Below are 19,891 nucleotides of genomic sequence, written 5' to 3' on the forward strand. Positions count from 1 at the left end.
GGATGAAAATCCGGTGGCAGGTCATGACCCGTGCGAGATTCTGTTGAGCCTGCGAACGTAGCTGGGCCAGTGCGCCTCCCGGAGCCACGGTTGCCGGGCGGACCAGCCCCGGTTTTATTCGGCAATCTCAGGCGTCTCAGCCATTCCGCTCCCGTCCTGGCGCGGGCATGGGCGGGTGCAGCTCTTCTTTTTGGGCCCCCGGCGGAGCAGGGTAGGCGGCACTCCCTTCTAGGGCCGCCGCGTCATCCCGCAACCCTTCGCTCTCGCTTCGGGTCCTTCTCTTCGTTCCGGTCCTTTGGATGCGGTCCGCCTGGACGGCGGCCCTTCCGGTCGCAACTCGCCGCCCACCCCCGCTTCCGTCCGGCTTCCAGGGAAAGCCGCGATTGGCGAGCGGAGCAAAACGAAGCATGCAATCCAGAAGCGTACCGTCATCGAAGGCAGAGGCCGGGCGCCATGTCCTCAATTCCGCTTTGCGGCCGTCGAGCGTCGGAAATCGTTCCCGTTTCCGTCTTGCTAAGGCCCGTTGCGCAGGAATCGGCGCAGGCGCTCGTCCGAGCGGTTCTCCGCTCGCTCGCCACCTCGATCACAGCCAACAAAAGGGGCGCGAGGATTGCTATAGGCAGAAACTGCCGAAGCCATCATCGTGACGATTTGCTCTTTTGCAGCTCGGTTCGTTTAGCGTCCCAGTCGGGTGGGGTCTGACCGAGAATGTTGCGAACGAAGAAGTCCAGGAGTTTGCGCTCAGTATAGATGCCTGGGGCGCCGTGATCGGCACCAGGCACATAGACCATGTCGAAATCCTTTCCCGCCTTGATGAGTCGGTCGGCAAGCTGGAGCGAGGAGGACGGGTCGACATTGTGGTCCATTTCGCTGACGACGATCATCAGCTTGCCCCGCAGCCTGTAAGCATTGTCGATGGCGGAGGATTGGGAATATTCAATGCCGACTGGCCACCCCATCCACTTTTCGTTCCACCAGATCTTGTCTATCCGGTTGTCGTAGGAGCCGCTGTTGGCGACCGCGACCTTATAGAAATCGGGATGGAAGAGCAGCGCGCCCACCGCGCTCTGGCCGCCTGCGGACCAGCCGAAAATGCCGACATTGGAGATATCGTACCACGGATACCTCGCGGCGGCCGCCTTGTGCCATAGGATGCGATCGGGAAAGCCTGCGTCCTTCAGATTTTTCCAGGCAACGTCATGAAAGGCGCGCGAGCGGTTGTTGGTACCCATGCCATCGATCTGCACAACGACGAAGCCCAGCTGCGTGAGCGGCTCTGTCCGCCTTGAGAAGGATTTTGGTACGAAGGAGCCCTGGGGCCCGGCATAGATATTCTCCACCACCGGGTACTTCTTCTTCGGATCGAAATTGGCGGGCAGGTGAATCACGCCCAAGATGTCAGTCTTGCCGTCGCGCCCCTTGGCGTGGAAGCTGAGTGGAGGCTGCCAGCCGGCGGGGACGAGCTCGGACATGTCGGCGGTCTCCACCTGCATGAGCTTGGCATTATCGATGGCGCGGTAGAGCATCATGCGGGGCGGCAGATCGATGCGTGACCAGAGATCGACATAATAGCGGCCGTCGGGAGAGAACTCGACATGGTGGTTGGCCGGCTCGGGCGTGAGTTCAGTCAGCCCCTCACCGTCGAAGCCGATGCGGTACGCATGGACGAAATAAGGGTCCTCCCCTGGGTTCATCCCGCTCGCCTCGAACCAGATCTGGCGCTTGACAGGATCGACATGGTTGACCGCCCGAACCACCCACTCACCGAAGGTGATCTGGTTCTTGAGCGCGCCCGTCTGGCCGTCGAACAGATACAGGTGCTCGTGCCCATCGCGCTCGGACGCCCAGATGATCTCCTTCCCGTCGTCGACATCGTAACGAAAGATTTTCCCGGTACCGTGCTGGTTCATCACCAGCGGCTGGTAATCAACGAAGGTCGTGCTGGTCTCTTCGATCAGCGAGCGTGCGCGGCCCGTGGCGGCGTCTACCTCGACCAGCCGGTAGAGCTGATGGCCGCGCTGGTTATATTCGAAAGTAAGGCCGCGACCGTCCGCCCACCATTGGAGAGCGGAAAGTTCGAAGGGGTTGGAGAACAGGGCGTTGTCGATCACTATCTGGCGGCGGCCGGCAATGTCGAACAGGACCGGCTGGGGCAGCGGAAGGACATCGCCCGGCTTGGGATAGACCATTGTCGAATATTCGCGCTGCAACTGGTCCGTCGACGAATCGAGGTAGTGGAGCTCCCGCTTGAAGCCGGGGCGAACACGGTAAGCCGCGAGGTGGCGCGAGTCCGGCGACCAGCTCAGTGTCGAAAAGACGTAGTAATTGCCCTCGGATCCATCCCGGCTCAGCGCAACATCCTGCAATCCGTCCTTGCTGCGCAGGAAAACATTGTAGTTCTTTATATAGACGATCCATTTGCCGTCGGGCGAGACGCTCCGCTGGTCGGGGTTATTCTCAGCCGGTGGCGTGTAGTGGTGGCTGAGCTGAAAGTCCGGGGCGGTCAATTTTGCGCTGGTGCAGGCATAGCTTGCAACGTCGCAGCTCCACCGGACCTGCTCAATCAGGAAGTCGAGCCTGCGACCATCCTCGGTCAATTCGAAACGCTCGAAGGGAAGATCGCCGGCCTGATAGCTCTTATGGCTCGCTTCATTTAGCGCCGCCGCCAGACGGGCCTGATCGAAGGCGGCCCGTTTCAAACCCGTGGCAGCATCGACCCGCATGAACTGCTGCTCGCCATGGGTAGTCCGGCGGTATACGAACGCGTTGGCTCCATTCAGCCAGAACGGCCCCTCGGGGACATTCACGGTGAGCCCGCGATAGCGATCGTTGATCGTCAGTGCCCGCTCCAAATCGCTCAGCGCTAGCGGTGGATGTGCACCGTTCGAACCGTTGGCCAGCGCTCGAGCGGTTGCCGATCCCGATGCCCCTTGAATAAATACCGCGAGCGCCAAAGCGCCGATCTTGAACATATCTGTTCACCTCTTTCGGTTTTCGGAAGACGCATTGTTGGATCTGGCTTTTCATCGCCGGTGTGCAGCAGCGCTGAGCGTTGCTCGAAGGGGTCAGCACGCGGGTGTAGCCGAGACGGCAGTCACAATGACCCGTGCGCCCTACGCGGATATCCAGGAACTGGCCGGGTGAGCCAGACTGAAGAGCCAGCAGGGTATTTTCCATGTCCACAATGATGGAATTCAAAGCCCGATGACGCTTGCAATCACACTCCCTTCCTTTTTCTGCACCTGGAAGGGCCGTAATTGGGCCCGGCACAAAGCGTTGGCTATCGACATTCTCTGCATGGCTGTCGTCAGTCCGTTGATCCGTGTCCGGATGAACGATGCAATATGCGCGCCAAAGGAGATCCTTTTAGATCACGGCAATCGATCGGACTGGCTGTGTCGGGTGAACGACATTAACGTCGCATATCCGACAGCTCGGACAACCCCAAGTCACATTGAACTTGGGTGTATCTCGGGTTGACAAAAGTGGACCGTCGGGCCCACGGCAAAAGGGCGCACGAGGCGCCCTTCATTCGACTCGGCTGTGCGTAAGCCGACTTCGCCGGCGTCAGAAATGGTACGTGACGCCTGCGCCAATCAGCCAGGGATCGAGCTCCGCCTTCCCCGTCTGCTTGTTGCCGGCTACGGTGACGTCGAAGTCTGGCTTCAGGAAAAGCTTCTTCACGTCGAAGTTGACGCCCCAGTGCTGGTCGACCATGTAGTCGAACCCGACCTGCAGCGCGGTGCCGAACGTGTTCTTGACCTTGAGATCATCGGCGCTGCCGGCTTCCTGATGATAGAAGATCGTATAGTTCACGCCAGCGCCGACATAGGGCTTGAAGGCGCCGAAATCGGTAAAGTGGTACTGCAATGTCAGCGTGGGCGGCAGCAGCCAAACCTTGCCGATGTTCCCCAGCGCGCCGATCGAGCCTTGGCCTGTGATGTTGGCATAGGTGGTGCCGAGGATAAGCTCGGCTGCGACATTGTCCGTGAAGAAATACGAAATATCGAGTTCCGGCGTCACGCTGTTGGAATACGAAAGACTGGAGCCGGGCACCGCGTTAACGTAGCCCGAATCCTCAGTAATGACCCCCAACGCGCGCAGGCGGATCTGCCAGGGGCTTGGCCATTCCGTGAACAAGACACCCTGATCCGGGTCGCACGGTTCTGCAAGGTCTGCCGCGGCCGCCTGCTGCCCTACCAGCATCAGGACGACGGCCGCTGTTACTCCCCGCGCCCAGTTCATTCGCTTTGTTGCCATGATATTTCTCCTTGCTCTATAAATGATAAGCTTCACTGTAAATAGTCCAGTATTGATGATATCGACGGAGCGCGGGCGCGCATTTTGCGCAAATTGTGCACGCGTTTTTTTGCACTATTCTCGCAGCCATCGACCTGTACTCACTTGTTCGAAATTCGCTCTTGTCGGGCTCCTGGTTTATGAACAGGCGTGCCAGCCGATGGCGCTGCGAAGGAAATTGGTGCCAAGACTGATGAATGCGGCTTGCTCGCGATTGTCCTTGGCGTAGCTGTGCCCGCCGGCGCTGGGCTCGTAGAAGTAAGCGGGATAGCCAAGAGCTTGCAGTTTCGCGGCCATCTTACGCGCATGGCCCGGGTGGACGCGGTCGTCGCGTCTCATGGTGGCGAGCAGGATAGGCGGGTAGGGCTGTCCCGGCGACGCGGCGTGGTAGGCGGAGATTTCCCTCAGGAAAGCCCAATCGTCAGCCTTGTCGGGATCGCCATATTCGTCGATCCAACTCGCGCCCGCCAGTAGCTTGGTGTAGCGGCGCATGTCGACAAGCGGAACCGTGCAGAACAGCGCGCCGAAATGCTCAGGATAGCGGGTAAGCATGTTAGCGATCAGTAGACCGCCATTTGAGCCCCCCTCGGCGGCAATCCGCCTCGGCAGCGTAATGCCCCTTCGCACGAGGTCGGCGGCAACGGCGGCGAAATCGTCATGGGCGAGACGCTTGCCCTCCCTGCGCCCGGCATCGTGCCAGCGGGTGCCGAACTCGCCGCCCCCGCGGATGTTCGCCACCACACACGTGCCGCCGCGCTCGAGCCACAGCTTGCCGAGCGAGGAGTAGTAGTAGGGCAGGAGCGATATGCCGAACCCGCCATAGGCGGAAAGGTGAACCGGGGCATCTCCGTTCCCGTTCGCCGGACCAACCTGCGTATAGGGGATCATCTCATGATCGATCGAGACTGCCTCGTGGCGCGTGACCACCAGTCCGAATGCGTCGAAAGTCTCCGGGCTGCGCTTCAGGATTACTGAAGCGCTGAGAGGCGGCGCGGAATTGAGATCGAATAGGAAAAGCTGCGGCGGGGTGATCGGATCCTGAGCGCAAACCAGGACCTCTCCATTGGTCTCGTGATCTTCCGCATCGAGGGACCAGAGGTGAACAGCCCCTTGCGCGGGCAGGGTGTCCAGGGCTCGGCGTGTCCATTCCTGCGGGCCCGGGGTGAACACCTCGAATCTCGGAGCGAGGTTCGCCAGGTACCCGATAATGAGCTTCCCGTCATTCCAGAAGAATGACTGCAGACAGCGCCTCTCGGCTGGTTCAAACAAAGTACTAAAACGACGCTCGCCGGCCAGGAAAGAGGAAAGCGAGATGCCGATCAGCGCGTCGGCGCAATAGGTCGTCCCGGCAACCGTCCATGCTTTGCGCGGCTTTACCGCCAGCCAATCGCCGAAGTTATCCCACCTGGCGTCCTGAGGAAGGTCGATCTCAATCTTCGGCCCGCTTCTATCACCAATGCGGACTATCTTCTCGAGCCAGGCCAGCTGCTCGACGAACCACAGGCGCTCGCTCTCGGCGGTACGATCCAGATGGCCAGACACACCCAGGGTTTCGGAACCGGTCTCGAAGATTACCGGCGCGGTGAGGGGATCTGCGCCACGCTTCCACAGTCGCACGGTGCGTGCGTAGCCGCAGCGCGTGGCCATACCATCACCAAGCGCACTGGAAAGCAGAAGAGTGTTGGGGTCGAGCCAATCAATGTCGCCCTTGGCCTCGGGGAGATTGAAACCGTCGGCGACAAAGCTCAGAGAGCTGAAGTCGAATTCGCGATGCACGACTGCATCGCTGCCGCCGCGCGAGAGGCGCAGAACGGCTCTTTCCCGTCTCTCGGGCTCGATCGACGCGCCGCCCCAGATCCAGTCCTCTCCGTCGCTACCCGCGAGGGCGTCCAGATCGATCAGTAGCTCCCACTGGGGATCCGCCTTCATGTAGACGGAAAGCGTGGTCCGGCGCCACAGTCCGCGCGGATTTCTGGCATCTCGCCAGAAATTGTAGAGGTACTGACCGCGGCGCGTGACCAGGGGAATCCTGTCGGGGCGGTCGAATTCCGCTGTCAGCGCCGCCCGGTCGCGCTCGAACTGCGTCCCACCGAAGTGCTTCAGGGTGTTTGCCGACTGGCCTGCCGTCCACGCAAGTGCCAGTTCGCCTCCTACATCTTCAAGCCAAAGGTGGGGGTCATCGTCGGGTGCATTCACAGTTGGCCGGAAATCGAATTCGGTCATGTCCGGACAACCAGAGGAATGAAAGCGCAATGGCTTCCGTCTGCTCGAGAACGCTCAGTGTTGGCGGCGGCGCCCGCATGTTCGAAAAGCGTGATCATCAGCTGGCTACTTCTCAGTCGGTGCGGGTCGCAGTGCTTTTGCGCATAGGACTGCATCTGTCGTGCCAACTGGGAAAATCGTTTCCGACCAATGCGATCGCTCTGGCAGCGTTGTGTCACATGTCCGACATCGTCGAGAATCCGACAACGAGCGCACAGCGTAATCACCGGATCAACCTCCGGCGCGGACACCGTGCAGAACTCAAGCAGTGAAGCTCACAACGACTTGACCCCAACATCTTCGCTCTGGAACGCTTCACGCAGCTGGATTCAATGGGCAGATACAAATGAGGTGATGGATGCCGTGAGTGACGGAGCCGGCTGCGCCTGTGAGTCTGGACACCGCCAGCGGTAAAATCGGAGATCCGAGGAAAGGGATGGGGCGCCGCTCGGCCGACCTGATGGTTGTCCAGGCCCCGCAAGCAATCTTGGTCTGTACTGTCCCCTTGATTGCATTCTTGCAGTCTGCCGATCGCGCCAGCAAGCTGCGTTCCAACGGGCACATTGGAGTGGTCGCTAGGCCAACTTCGGCTGCTGGCGAACCGTCGTTCAATATGCAAGCTACGAGGGTCAGGAGACAGGGAAGCTCCGGCTCGGCGTGCTCTCGGCGAGGCAGCCAATGATCGACGATGTCTCGCTGACGCGCATTGGTATACCGCAACAAGGGCAGTGCGGCGGCAAGTCTGCCTGGGAAATCGGCTGCAGCAGGGGCAAGCCGAGCCCGGCCGCGCTCCATCTCGAAACGGCCGGCAAAGAAAGCGCCGCGTCAGCACCGCCAAAAGAAGCGATTGCGCGCCTCGCCGGTTCGTTTTTGCGGTCCACTGAACAGCCGGCTTAACCTGTACAACTATACAGGCTGCCATAGCGTGAAACTTGGCCTCCAATGGTGGAAATTCCCCCGAGGAGACCTGCGATGACTCACCTTATAGCGCCGGCGCTACGACAACTTGCCCACAATGAGCGTGCAATCCAGCGCCACACCACTGCACGTTCAAGGAACGTCTCGAACGGGATGCAGGAGCCGATCGCCGCTATCAAACCGACTCCCTTGGCGTGCTCAGGCCGCGCTGGCTGTCGCTGCGCGGGTTCGACGGCCTGGTCGCTATTTTCGCGCGTCTTCTGCCCTCGACAGTGCCAATGGCACACGCTTCGACGAAACGACGCCATCGACCTCTGGTGCCCTCGGCGCCGGTGCTTTGCCAAGTGGCACGGTGTTTCGACGTCCCTGGGGGCGGGCAGAGGGGCACAGTCATGCCTACAGTTCTCGTGACTGGCGCGGATGAGGCTGATTGGCGGGATGAAAGGTCGTACGACTACACCACTGGTCTGACGCCGCGCGAATGGGCCTGGGAATTCTTACGCCGCAATCCAGCATTCCAGTGTGACGTGATCGCTGCAAGCCAGCAGGCCAATACTTTGTCCCACCGATCCTCGCTCGACGTGGTCACGTCGGCCGGTGACCTGTCACGCTGGGGTGTCCTGTTTCGCCGAGTCTTATGGGCGCAATTCGCTCGTATTCTGGTCTCCGCTATGGTGCGCTCATGTGCTGCCGGTCATTGCAGAACAGCTGTCTGCATGGTCGGCGACAGCGCCGTTCGAGCTCTCTGCATTGCCATGTCGTGGGACGGTCCTGCTGGCGCCCGACAAGGGTCAGCATGTTCTTCTTCGCAGTGTGGAGCATACGCTCCAGCTCGCCGTCTCTGGCGCCGATGTCTTGCACCCTGTCTGCCTCCGTACCGAGGCAATCTGGCCAGCAATGCTTTCGAAGCCCCGCCTGAGGGCACTCGAGTGCCTCAATTCTCTAAGTTTGGGTCAACACCTGCCTGCCCGCTTGTTTCCGGCGGAAAGACGCGGTCCCCGTCTAACCTTCGTTCTTCGTGCGCTCGACGGCTCACTTGCTGGGGCGTCACATCGCGAACTCGCCGAAGCGCTGATGGGTCAACGGCGCGTCCATGCCGACTGGAGGGATCCTCGCGATCATCTGCGCGACCGCATTCGCCGCGCCGTCTCTCGTGGCCGCGCGCTCATGAATGGAGGGTACAGAGATTTCCTCGCTTGAAAAGTGACAGTCCGCGCCGTGCGTCAGCCGGCGAACGGTTCGGAGCTAGAACCCGGTCACCACCAGTTCGCCCGGTCGAAATGGCAGCGAACGGTCTTGCGGGTGCGCTCTGGTTCAGCGTTGGCCGATGCCGAGAGGCACGTTCGGTATTGTCCAATAGCCGACACTGTTGGCTACGCAACGTAGAGGAAGCCGACTCTCGGGTGTTTTACACGCTGTTTTGACTTGGCACGGTACATGCACGCTATTCAGCAAAACGCGCGAACTGAGTGGTTCCCAGCACCACGAGAGTCGCTGACTTACGCCACCTCCCAAGGCGTACCCGGCCCGGCAGCGAGCTCAGCCTCCTGCCGGGCATCCGTGTTCAGACGTACTCGCGTTCAGAACTTCAAATTAGAGGCGCAATGTTTCGCGTCCGACTATGCGGACTGGTGCCGAAAGGCAGTCGAGGAGGCGAAACTTGCCGCTGCGTCTGCCATGATTACGTGAACGAAGCGCAAGGCCTAGAAGAATTGTCAGACTTCGAGCGCGGTCGTTGTGGCTCCGTATTCACGGCAGCGACTATTTCAGCCATTGCCAACTCGAGATCCGCCTTTGGAGTAAATGTGGAAAGGCCCACTCGCAGCGTAGATTTAGCATCTTCATAGCTGATCCCCATCGTCGTCAGCACATGCGACGGAGCGGTGGAGCCAGCGCGGCAGGCGGACCTGTGGAGAGACAGATTCCGCGCATCGCCAGGCGCTCGACAATCGCATCGGCCTCACACCACGGGATTGGTCAAAGAGCACGTATTTGGAAGGCGCGGTGCTTGAAGCCCATTAAAACGTACTTGCGGCAGGCGGATTGCCAACTCCCGTTCAAAGTTGTTTTCGAAGCGCTTCGATGCCACTCGCCACACGCAGCCGCCGAGCCGCCTGTCCGCGGCAACGGCCAGTCCGGCTGCTGCTGCGCTGTTCAGCGTCCCGCCCCGTCGCCCGTCCTCCTGTTCACCATAAAAAAGCGGTTCGAGGCGCAACCCCTCCCTAATGTACAACGCGCCCACGCCTTTCGGGCCTTGGAATTTATGCGCCGATAGGGAGAGCAGGTCGACTTCGACGAACTCCTCTGTCAGATCGATGGGTATACGACCTGCGTGGCGTCCATGTGTAGGATTGCCTCCGGAGCGAGGCGGCGACGATATCGGTCAAAACTCCAATGGGCTGAACGACACCCGTTTGTTCGCAGCCATGACAGAAACGAAGGCGGTGTCGGGCGTGAGTGTCGCAGCGAACGCATCTGGCTCGATCCAGCCTGACCCATTCGCTGGTAGCCTACTTCGGCGCGCGAGACTCTTCGGTCGAAGACTCTTGCTTCATAGAAGCCAAGACCGGCCTGCATTGGGCTACATGGGTGTACTTCGACCAAGTTGTCCCGCTTATCACTTCTTTTCTGGATGCGGCCAGCTGTTCCTCCAGATAATTGCCCAGGTTGACGGCCGCCATTGGGAACGTAGAGGGAGCGTTCGGTCTTCGTGTAGGGGTGCGTTCGGCTTATTGGTTCACGATGATCTGGCCCAGATCGGCAAGGCACTCGACCACGTGGTCCGGTCTGAATGGAAACCGCTCGATGTCAGCCAGTTTGGTCACCCCAGTAAGCACAAGGGCTGTCTTCAGGCCCGATTCCAGCCCGGCGAGCACGTCGGTGTCCATGCGGTCACCGACCATGATGGTATCGACAGCTCGCACTCCTAGCCGGTCGAGCGCGTTGCGCATCATAAACGGGTTCGGCTTCCCGACGAAATAGGGCTGACAGCCGGTGGCCTTCTCGATTAGTGCTGCGACTGCACCGCATGCCGGATGGGAGCCCCGCTCGGTCGGGCCAGTCGCATCCGGATTGGTGGCGAGAAAGCGCGCGCCCTTCGCCACAAGCTCGGCGCCAGTTGCGATCTGCTCGTAGTGGTACGAAGTGGTGTCTCCGAGGACCACGAACTCGGGGGCAAACTCCGTTATCCGGCAGCCTGCCTGCCGCAAGGCCTCGACCAGACCGTGGTCGCCGATGACATAGGCAGATGATCCGTGCTTTTGCAGTTCCACGAACCGCGCGGTGGCGAGCGCCGATGTGTAGATGTGCTCTGGCTGCACGGCGAAGCCAACCGCTCTTAGACGCTCGGCATGATCTTCGGGCGTGAAGCGCGAGTTATTGGTGAAGATCTGAAACGGCTCACCCTTGGCGATTAGCCCGGCGACATAGTCGACCGAGCCAGCAATCGGTTGGCCGCCGCGGACCAGGACCCCGTCCATGTCGAGCAGATGCGCTATAATCATTGGATCTCAACCCTCAATGTCTTTCGTGGATGCACGGCTTGGACACGTCTTGTGTCACTGTATCTTCTCCAGGCGAGAATGCCGGCGACTGTACCGATTCAGAGCGATGCGCGAAGGGCGCTCAATTGCTTGTGCGGCAATAAGGACGCTGCGGCGTAAAAAGTGTCGGTGGCGTCATCCGCTCGCCCGTGCGGACGCGCTGCACCGTTGGGTTGACGACGTTCGCTGTGTCAGCGCATCTGATGGACGATCGCGTCCTAGTTCGCGTGAACCACTGGCCTGGCGAGACGTTTCTCTGCAGAACCATCGTGATTGACGGCTCCAAAGTGAAGGACCCCAGCATTGTCTCGCTCCGCGGACGCAAACAAGCCGGTGCCTTGGCGGACTTCCCACATAATTGGACAGCCTATCGAACGATTTCGGGGGTCGCTCCCGCAAGGTGTGATTCAGTACCGAAACTTGACGCCGACCGCGAGTGGTCTTCCCGTTCATTTGATTCGCGTTTCCGCCAAGTCAGGTAACAGTCGGGCGCCTGCGATGTCCCTTCGCGAGCCTGACCTGTTCAAAAGCCTAGTCGCCGAGCTTGGGCCGCGGCAACAGGAACAGGAGGTATTGCGCCTTATGGGCGTTTTTTGAAGCAGAGCCCGAAGACACTTCGTTTTGGGCGGCGGCCGGGTATCGATGCTTGGCATAGCGAAGATAGAAAATGGCAGCGGCCGGCATTGCAAAGAATGAAAAGGCAACAGGGCGGCGCTACGACAAGGGCGAGCGTCGATTCAAGCACGTCGGAAAGGGCGCTCATCCCGTTATTGAATTTGACGACAGCGAGCCGAAAAAGTGGGTTGGAAATGGCCCTCAACCCTATGGGCGCCGAAGGGCGATCGGGACCTGCCCGTTCGAAGAAGCTATACGTCGTTCACGAGGGCGCAATTTATGAGCCCAAACGAGCGATCGGCCGAACCTGTCATGGATGTCCATGTAAGGGTAAGCTGTTGGCGGCGTGGATCTCCGGGCACTTCTCGATGCTGTCGCCCCGCACAGATGAGATGCTTGCCGCGGTTGGATAGGATGAGCAACGTACCGTCCGGTACCGGCGCCTCGGCTCGTCGCCGTGGAGGCGGTTCAACGTAGCTGGGCGTCTAGATGCACACTTAAGGCGCGCAGGCTGGGGTCGCGATAGACGACCCCAGCCGCAAGAAGGTTCGCCAAACCGCTCGATCATCCCTTTGGTTCATTCTGTGCCTGAGGTGTCCACCACATAGAGATCAGATTCCGCCCATGCAGAGGTATTTCATTTCGAGGTAATCTTCGAGCCCGTGGCGGGAACCCTCCCGCCCGATGCCAGACTGCTTCATTCCGCCAAAGGGCGCAGCTTCCGAAGACATACGCCCCGTGTTGATGCCAACCATGCCATATTCCAATGCCTCGGCCACGCGCCAGACGCGCTTAAGGTTCGAGGCATAGAAATAGGCGGCGAGGCCGTAGATCGTGTCGTTGGCCTCACGCACAACCTGATTCGCATCGTCGAAGCGAATGACCGGCGCCAGCGGCCCGAAAGTCTCCTCTTGCGCAACCGCCATGATGCTGGAGATTTCAGTGAGGACTGTGGGTTCGAAGAAGGTGCCATCCTTGCCGATACGTTCGGCCCCGCATCGAACTGTGCCACCTTTGGCAACGGCATCTGCGATGTGGGACTCGATCTTCGCCAAAGCATGCATGTCGATGAGCGGTCCGATGTCGACTCCCGGCGCGAAGCCGTCGCCAACCGATAAACGCCGGACTTTCTCCACGAATTTCTCGACGAACTCATCGTGAACGCTCGATTGAACGTAAAGGCGGTTCGCTGAAACGCAAGTCTGGCCGGCATTGCGGAACTTCGCCTGGATCGCGCCGTCAACCGCAGCGGCGATATCGGCGTCGTCGAAGACGATGAAAGGCGCATTGCCGCCGAGCTCGAGACTGACCTTCTTGATCTGGTCCGAGCACTGGCGCATGAGCAGCCGCCCAACTTCGGTCGAGCCTGTGAAGCTGATCTTTCGGACCTTGGGATTGGAGCAGAGTTCGCGGCCAACGCCATCACCTTCGGACGCATAGACCAGGTTGACGACGCCGTCGGGAAAGCCCGCTCGGTGCGCGAGGGCGAACATTGCGCCTGCCACGAGCGGCGTCTGTTCAGCAGGTTTGAGCACGATCGCGCAGCCCGCCGCCAGGGCCGGCGAGATCTTGCGCGCCACCATCGACGCTGGGAAATTCCACGGCGTAATCGTACCGACGACACCGATCGGCTGCTTGATCACCAGCATGCGACGGTCTGTCGAGGGTGCGGGGATCGTCTCGCCATAGATGCGATTGGCTTCTTCGGCGTACCATTGCAGATATGCGGCCGCATGCGAAACCTCCGACGTGGCTTCGGGGAACGGCTTGCCCATCTCTGCAGTGAGTATGGCGGCAAGATCACCGGCGTGGTCAATGATCAGCTCATGCCATCGCCACAGAACGTCACTGCGTTCTCGGGCAGTCAGCGCCGCCCATCCAGGCTGCGCTACGTAGGCCTTGTCGATCGCAGCGCGTGTCTCCTCCACACCCATGTCGGGAAGTTCTGCCAGCACTTCGCCGCTCGACGGGTTGAGGACCTCGAATGTCCGCTCGCTAACCGGCGTGCCGAGCGCCGGCAGGCGATCGATAGCGCCAAACAAGTCCGGGGATTTCAGGTGGCGGATCATCGGCAGGCACAGGGGCAATACCGGATTCCTCTCAAACGCGGCGGATATGTATGTCGACAGGGCGTCGGTGTGTACTCCGCACCTGCGGGTTCCTTATAGGGCCTCGGCCAGACGGCTGGTAGACCATTCCACTCAGCTTGAAAGGGAGAATTTTTGAACTCTTCTGGTCGATGGCTCGCGGTTCTCACCGGCGCAAACTGAACAATGGACATCGGCTTCCCACCGCGGGTAGCTCTGCGGATCACGATCGGCGTCCTCCGCAAATCCGAAGGTGAGGCTGGCATTATAAAGATTACTGAACAAAACTGGGGTCGGAGCTTCCTGCACCGAGGAACTTACATCACCCATGATCGCTGCGATGACTGCGTTCCGCTGTCCGGCATCCATTCCGCTGACCAGCCCGGCCTGCGGAGTCGCTGCCAGCTGTAGTCGCACATATTCTTTGATGAGGGGAATCGGATGTTCTGTGTCGTCGTGTCGATGGTCACCTGACGAAATCCCGCCCCGGCCAACAATCGGTAAGCTCGTCCGCATCGGCGAGTGAATGCTCGGACCGTTTCGTTGCCGAAGCGCCTGGACCGAGATGTCGATCCAAGGCATCCACCAACGCCTTTGCCGCAGGGGTATGCCCAATAGCGCTGAAAAGTTAAGGCCAGCCGGCCGTCAGGCACCAGAACCCGGAACATCTCACGTAGCGAACCCGATCGGTCCGGAAAAACTGCAGTCCGAGCTGGCAAAGAACCAGATCGAAGGCGGAGTTAGGGAACGGCATTTCGAGCGCGCTTGCCTCGTGCCACTCGATACGCGGTCCAGTGCCGCTCGGGAGGGATCGAGCAACGGCAAGCATGCGCGTGTTGATGTCGAGGCCGACGACCTGCCCACTTTCCATACGCTCGGCCGCCGAGCCTGCCACCACACAGGTGCCGCAAGCTACGTCTAGAACCCGCTCACCAGATTGAGGCGCAGCGCGATCCATCAGGTCGGCGGCCCACAGGGCTGTGATTGCCGGGACCAGGTTGCGCTCGTAGAGTTCCGCGGTGCTGCCTTGCAGCTGCCACTGCTCCTGCTCGGCCATAGCGTTCCTTTCCGCACAACGAGCCGCTCGGCAAAAGGCTCGATCGGCGCTTTTAAGCAGCCATCATAAGCGCGCGTCTGTCAAACAAGCGATCGGGCGATGGAATCAAGCACACAGCGCAGAGACACCATTCCACGAAATGACTTGTTGATCTTCCCTCGCCATGTGCCAACAAATGGGACGGCGGAAGGCCTTCAGGTGACCTTGAGGCGTCTTTAGGGCGCACAGCTGATGATCTTGCGCAGGGTGGGAGTGTTATGCCGATCTATCGACAAGCCGAGAGAGCGGGAGTGTTCCTCCCCTCTGAGTTGGCGCTATTGGGCCGCGTGTTCGATCGGCTGAAGGTTGGGGCTCAATCTGAGAAGCAACGTGAAGCACTCGCATCTCGGATCATGGCCAATTATATGGCCGGCGTGAGGGAGGAGGAAGAACTTCTTTCGGCTTCCAGACAGCCGCTTGGCCGGTGCACCAGTGATGACTGTGCGTCACGCGATCAAGGGAGCGGCGGGCTTCGGCCAAATTCTCGGCCAGAATCTCTAGCAGGGCTTCGCTTTCCGGGAGGATATGTCCGCACCGGCGCTCATGCTCGACAACTCTGTCTTCAAAGGACAGCGCCTTTTCATAGTGCGTGACGAGGCTGGAATATAGATGCTGCATCGTACTTCTCCCTGGTCAGGCGAAAGCACGATGCTCGCTCTCAAACGCTCAATTGCCGGAAGGTATGGGCGACCGGGAAACCCTACTCTCCTTAGGGGCAAAACGCCACCATAAGCCGGCCGTGCCGAAAAGTGCCAACTGCCGGTTGCTAGATGCGACGCAGCCGCCAGCCTATCATTTTTCACGATCCGGGCATCGCTTGATCGACCCGTCGCTCTCCTGTGCGGCGGGTTTTTTTGTCTCCGGATGGAACCGTTGGTTGGAGGGAGAGTTCGCTCCTTCGGCACCTCTTGTGCAGAAATGCCATCTGTTCGGAGAGTCGGATGAGTGTGCAAAGGGTTGGTCCAATTGAAGAGCACGCAATCGCCGCAATTCTCAACCGCGCGGACCATGGGGACAGCGTTTCGGTCAAAGCGACAATAAACCATATTCGGCACGCCGCGCCTGATCTGGTCGCATCCAACGACGAGCTAATGGAGGCTATTATAGAGGCAGCTACTGCCTTAGGCCTGTCCGTGGCTTCCGATGCGGCTGAGTAGTGGCCGTTCAATTTTCGCGCCCCAGTTGTCCTCGCCCCTCTACCAGTTGTTCGCGGTCCCATTGTACGAAATTGGTTGTTGATTTTTACAAGCGGCGTGCCAACAAATGAGTGCTTAGAGTTATGTCCAGGGGAGGCCTCAGGTGGACATCGAGACGGACTGCGAGCGCATGGCCGTGGAGCTTGTGCACGAGGCCATCCAGAAGGTCCCGCACGGTGGCGCAGTCTCCGTCAAGGCCGTTATAGCTGCGGTTCGCAAAGATAACCCTTATCTCGGAATCAGTGACACGGCCCTGGTCGACCTTATTGTAGCGACCGCTCCGGCGTTTGGACGCGCGGTAGCCTTCGATCTTAACGAATGATGCTGTGACAACTCATCCGGCCGCCTCGGGGAACCTTCAGCAACCAAATGAGTTGCGTAAAAAGCTAAGGCAAACCGTTATGGCTACCCGAAATAGGGATAATCGTTCCTTCCGAGAATTGATCAGTTCGGAAGATAATCGTCGGAAGTTGCGCAATGAGCTAGGTCCGGAGAACGACCAACCTTTGCCGCCGAAGCTCGCTGCTTTTGCGGTGGAGCTTCAGGAGGAGCTTGAGCGGCGAGAGCAAGAATGGGCTGAGGAGACCGCGGCTGCCCTAGTTCCCAGCAACGTGCCGCATTTGTTCAGCCCCTCGGTCAGCGTGATAACTGAGCCTCCCGATCGGACGCGCAGCGTCGACACTGCTGAGGCAGCAGTTGAGGAACTCCTGAACTGCACCAAGCGTGGCCCCAAGTGGAACCTCGCGCTGCGCGTTTGCATTGCCGTGATTGCCGACAAGATGGAAGCTGAGGAGGCCCGCTGCTGCCGAGGAGGAAGGGGTATTGCGCCACTTCGGTTAGGTCTCCTGGATAACTGTGCCGGCGCAGCCCCTCTCCGATCGGCCGCTCAGAAATTTCTACCAACATTCCGACCCACTCTAGCTATCCCTCAATGACAACGCTTTGGTTCGTCCCTCCGGTGTTCGTGAAGATTGAACCGGACGGCGGCAGGCATGGCTGCAACAATGCGATGGCAGCCCTTGAGCAGCTCAAGAGGTGGACCCCGAGAGGACTCGCTGGCACAAGGCTTGGACGCTTTGCCTGTCAGCCCTGGAGGGCGATCCGATTGACCCTCATGTGGTCCGCAAGGCTTTCGTGGCTGCCGCTAAGGAGGCGGAGATGTATCTCTCGCCCGAGTAGGAGGTGTCATGGCTCTATATGGGAAAGACGGTTCATTTATCCTCGAACTTCAACGGCTCATGTTCGGGAAGATAATAATGCAGCACCTCGCCACGGTTTCGCTTTTCGAACGTGAGGCCACAGACAGGGCAGACTCGAAATGCTCTGCTTCGTCGTTCACAGGCGGCCCGTCGCGCTTGCCCTTGATCCCGGTTGCGGGGTTGTTGGTTCTATCTCGGCTCACGTTGATTGTCCGAACTGTGATGGGGACGGCCCGACAGCCGCTGCGGGGTAGGCACCCGACCGGCGGGCCTAACCGGCGGGGTGTGGGCGTGTCCGCCGGCTGGGACGAACAATAAGCCGTTTCGTGCAGAATTTCTAATTTAGAAAATGATCATGATCCGTTCCACTAGCCACCAGATGGGACGGGCCTAGACTCGATTCCTTGCGTAAACGAGTGAGTGCCGGTGCTGGCCGGCTGGAGTTCATTTCTCCGATGATGCCCACCTTGGTGGCCAAGCCGCCCCAAGGAGACGATTGGACTCACGAGGTCAAGTTCGTCGGCCACCGCTCTCAAATCCTCATCGACAACGAAGTAACCCGGTTGTTTTTCTGTCAGAAGGTCTCCTATCTGCGCAATTCACCTCAAGTCATCCGGAATCCTGCATGCTTGTAATATTTGTTTTGCAGTTTTTTAACATATATTTGATGAAAAAATGCTGTTCGTTAGCCAGACATTACATCTAAAAGTGAGTCGGGCCTACGCGGATGGCAGCATGAATCGGGATTTTGACCACTAGCAGGAGAGAATATGCCTTCCATATCTACTCGCCGCGCCAACGCAACGGACGCAGAGACGGTCGCCCGTTTCATTCACGCGCTACTCGATGAACTCTCTGGCGGGAAAGCGCCCACGCCCGACGTCGTCAGACAAAGCGCGGAGACAGTGCTTGCCGACGCTGGCGTGGTCGCTGTGATCGCAAGTGCAGATGACGAGCCGGTCGGCATCATGGTGCTGAATGAATGCACGGCGATCTATGCAGGAGGCAGGTTCGGCTACATTTCGGAGCTGTATGTTCAACCCGACATGCGCTCCAAAGGGATTGCCCCTCATCTGCTTGAGGTCGCCTCGCAGGAAAGCCGTGCTCGTGGTTGGAAGCGACTTGAGGTTGGAGCGCCCGGGCAACCAAAATGGAAGCGCACGCTCGATTTCTATCTGCGGAACGGGTTCGAGGAAGTCGGCCCTCGGCTCTGTCGGATAATCTAGACTCAGAGTGTCTGCTGTGGACTGGCTCAAGCAACCTGCACGATCTCAGCGGATCGAGGTCCGGCGTGGTCGCTGCCTGCCGCTGCAATCGTACCAGCATCGTCATCGCAAATGTGTGCCTCAGATAATGCAAGGTTCCCGTCACGCCGGCCGCCCGGAACGGATCGGCAGTGTTGAGGAACAGAGCCGAGGGCGGCAATTTTGCCAACCTACAGGGGCCCTGCATAGACGACCGCACCTGACTTGCACCCGGTTACGCTGCGTATAGCCGAATGGCGAATCATTCCTATGAGGGTAGTTTTATGAAAATGCATGCGAAAGTCTTTGGGGGAGCGGCAGCGTTGCTCGCTGCCTGGCCGGCGATGGCCAGTGACGCGGTGGTAAGCGAACCGGCGCCCTACAATCCCAATTTCTCTTTCGTTGGCAGCGTCGGCGTGATCGACATCGAGGCCAACGAGCTAGTCTATCGGGCTCCCGGCAGCGGCTCGAAGCTGAGCCACCTTATCTGGGAAAGCAACTCTCCGGTCATTTCAGCCGAGATGACGGCGCGCAGCGAGGCCGGCTGGACCGCCAAGCTTTCCGGCCAGATCGCATTCAGCGGCGACAGCTACATGGAAGACTATGACTGGAACGCGCGATTCTCGACCAATGATGGCTGGAACGACTGGAGCGACCGTTCGCGCTTTTCCGAGACCGATCTTGATCACTTCTATTCGGCAACCGCCGCGCTCGGCCACGACTTCCAGGTCAGCGACCGACTGCTGATCAACGTCAACGGTGGCTTCAAGTACACCTCGATCAAGTGGACTGCCTATGGCGGCTCCTATGTCCACCGCGATGTCGGCTTCCGGGATTCGGTTGGCGACTACCCAGGAGGCCCAAAGGTCATCAGCTACCAGCAGAAATTGCCGGTCGCCTTGGCCGGCATCGATGCGACCTATGTCCAGGATCGCTGGAACTTCGGCTTTGCGCTGAAGGGCGGCACGACCTTCTCGGCTGGCGATACCGATCATCACTGGATGCGTGACCTGCGCTTCGAGGAGGATTTCGAATCGGCGCCGGTTCTGATGGTCGGCGGCAGCGTCGGCTATCAGTACAACGAGCGGACCAGCTTCTTCGTCTCCGGTTCCTACGAAAAGGTGTTCACCGCTCGCGGCGACTACAACACCTATGACATGCGGACCGGCGCAAAGAGTGACGGCGACGACTCGATCGGCGGCGATTTTGCGGCGGCGACGGCGACGGTCGGCATCAAGACTTCGTTCTGATCGGAACGCCAAGCCGATGTCCGCAACGGCGCAGAAATCTGTGGGCGCGATATGAACGACGTACTTTCGCCGAGCTGTCGTTCCGCGGTAGACCGTCTCTGATCCGCAGCAGTCGCCCTTGTCCCCGACAAACGGTATTAGGAGGAGATGCAAACCGGATGGGCCATCGAATAGGCCCATTGC

General features: G+C 59.6%; 16 protein-coding genes and 1 pseudogene. 8 read left to right on the forward strand and 9 right to left on the reverse strand.

Annotated elements, in window-relative coordinates; genetic code table 11:
- Positions 1-638: 638 nt before the first annotated feature.
- The 3 genes from NMG80_RS06445 to NMG80_RS06455 form a co-directional block, all read right to left on the reverse strand.
- Positions 639-2,972 carry a S9 family peptidase gene (locus NMG80_RS06445; RefSeq protein WP_254017372.1) on the reverse strand — a complete coding sequence of 778 codons (2,334 nt, stop codon included), beginning with the start codon at positions 2,970-2,972 and terminating at the stop codon, positions 639-641.
- 595 nt (positions 2,973-3,567) lie between these two features.
- Entirely contained in the window at positions 3,568-4,260 is a 693-nt protein-coding gene (locus NMG80_RS06450; RefSeq protein ID WP_077376143.1) for an OmpW/AlkL family protein, read from the reverse strand.
- 177 nt (positions 4,261-4,437) lie between these two features.
- On the reverse strand, positions 4,438-6,522 hold the full coding sequence (locus tag NMG80_RS06455) for a prolyl oligopeptidase family serine peptidase (protein WP_254017373.1): 2,085 nt from the start codon (positions 6,520-6,522) through the stop codon (positions 4,438-4,440).
- A 29-nt stretch (positions 6,523-6,551) separates the two neighbouring features.
- Between NMG80_RS06455 and NMG80_RS06460 the strand changes: the two genes are divergently transcribed.
- From NMG80_RS06460 to NMG80_RS37750, 4 genes and pseudogenes are all read left to right on the forward strand, one after another.
- Positions 6,552-6,833 carry a hypothetical protein gene (locus NMG80_RS06460; protein WP_254017374.1) on the forward strand — a complete coding sequence of 94 codons (282 nt, stop codon included), beginning with the start codon at positions 6,552-6,554 and terminating at the stop codon, positions 6,831-6,833.
- Between the two features lie 406 nt (positions 6,834-7,239).
- Positions 7,240-7,458 (forward strand): hypothetical protein, encoded by a 219-nt coding sequence (locus NMG80_RS06465; RefSeq protein ID WP_254017375.1) that lies wholly within the window; start codon positions 7,240-7,242, stop codon positions 7,456-7,458.
- Positions 7,459-7,871: 413 nt separating this feature from the next.
- Positions 7,872-8,048 (forward strand): annotated as a pseudogene (locus NMG80_RS06470) (transcriptional regulator domain-containing protein); the annotation flags it as partial.
- Between the two features lie 328 nt (positions 8,049-8,376).
- Positions 8,377-8,679, forward strand: a complete 303-nt coding sequence (locus NMG80_RS37750) for a DNA -binding domain-containing protein (RefSeq protein WP_254017458.1) — start codon at positions 8,377-8,379, stop codon at positions 8,677-8,679.
- Positions 8,680-9,439: 760 nt separating this feature from the next.
- On the opposite strand, the gene NMG80_RS06480 is transcribed toward NMG80_RS37750, so the two are convergent.
- Both NMG80_RS06480 and NMG80_RS06485 read right to left on the reverse strand, forming a co-directional pair.
- The gene (locus NMG80_RS06480; protein ID WP_367185933.1) at positions 9,440-9,859 is read right to left on the reverse strand and encodes an aminotransferase class V-fold PLP-dependent enzyme; all 420 of its coding nucleotides are present in this window, start codon (positions 9,857-9,859) and stop codon (positions 9,440-9,442) included.
- 349 nt (positions 9,860-10,208) lie between these two features.
- Positions 10,209-10,982 carry an HAD-IIA family hydrolase gene (locus tag NMG80_RS06485; RefSeq protein ID WP_254017376.1) on the reverse strand — a complete coding sequence of 258 codons (774 nt, stop codon included), beginning with the start codon at positions 10,980-10,982 and terminating at the stop codon, positions 10,209-10,211.
- Between the two features lie 706 nt (positions 10,983-11,688).
- Here NMG80_RS06485 and NMG80_RS06490 point away from each other — a divergent pair.
- Positions 11,689-11,919, forward strand: coding sequence for a hypothetical protein (locus NMG80_RS06490; protein ID WP_254017377.1), 231 nt, complete (start codon positions 11,689-11,691; stop codon positions 11,917-11,919).
- Positions 11,920-12,247: 328 nt separating this feature from the next.
- On the opposite strand, the gene NMG80_RS06495 is transcribed toward NMG80_RS06490, so the two are convergent.
- The 4 genes from NMG80_RS06495 to NMG80_RS06515 all read right to left on the reverse strand — a co-directional run bounded on the left by NMG80_RS06495 (position 12,248) and on the right by NMG80_RS06515 (position 15,437).
- Complete coding sequence (locus tag NMG80_RS06495; protein WP_254017378.1) at positions 12,248-13,723, reverse strand: NAD-dependent succinate-semialdehyde dehydrogenase; 1,476 nt, start codon at positions 13,721-13,723, stop codon at positions 12,248-12,250.
- Between the two features lie 114 nt (positions 13,724-13,837).
- On the reverse strand, positions 13,838-14,305 hold the full coding sequence (locus NMG80_RS06500; protein WP_254017379.1) for a hypothetical protein: 468 nt from the start codon (positions 14,303-14,305) through the stop codon (positions 13,838-13,840).
- 46 nt (positions 14,306-14,351) lie between these two features.
- Positions 14,352-14,780, reverse strand: a complete 429-nt coding sequence (locus NMG80_RS06505) for a methyltransferase domain-containing protein (RefSeq protein WP_254017380.1) — start codon at positions 14,778-14,780, stop codon at positions 14,352-14,354.
- Between the two features lie 390 nt (positions 14,781-15,170).
- The gene (locus NMG80_RS06515; protein ID WP_254017465.1) at positions 15,171-15,437 is read right to left on the reverse strand and encodes a hypothetical protein; all 267 of its coding nucleotides are present in this window, start codon (positions 15,435-15,437) and stop codon (positions 15,171-15,173) included.
- A gap of 681 nt (positions 15,438-16,118) precedes the next feature.
- Here NMG80_RS06515 and NMG80_RS06520 point away from each other — a divergent pair.
- The 3 genes from NMG80_RS06520 to NMG80_RS06535 all read left to right on the forward strand — a co-directional run bounded on the left by NMG80_RS06520 (position 16,119) and on the right by NMG80_RS06535 (position 19,708).
- Entirely contained in the window at positions 16,119-16,337 is a 219-nt protein-coding gene (locus NMG80_RS06520) for a hypothetical protein (RefSeq protein WP_254017381.1), read from the forward strand.
- Positions 16,338-17,984: 1,647 nt separating this feature from the next.
- The gene (locus NMG80_RS06530) at positions 17,985-18,440 is read left to right on the forward strand and encodes a GNAT family N-acetyltransferase (protein ID WP_254017383.1); all 456 of its coding nucleotides are present in this window, start codon (positions 17,985-17,987) and stop codon (positions 18,438-18,440) included.
- Positions 18,441-18,742: 302 nt separating this feature from the next.
- The gene (locus NMG80_RS06535; protein ID WP_254017384.1) at positions 18,743-19,708 is read left to right on the forward strand and encodes an omptin family outer membrane protease; all 966 of its coding nucleotides are present in this window, start codon (positions 18,743-18,745) and stop codon (positions 19,706-19,708) included.
- Positions 19,709-19,891: the final 183 nt, after the last annotated feature.

Source organism: Mesorhizobium escarrei (assembly GCF_935825525.1).
GTDB lineage: Bacteria > Pseudomonadota > Alphaproteobacteria > Rhizobiales > Rhizobiaceae > Mesorhizobium > Mesorhizobium escarrei.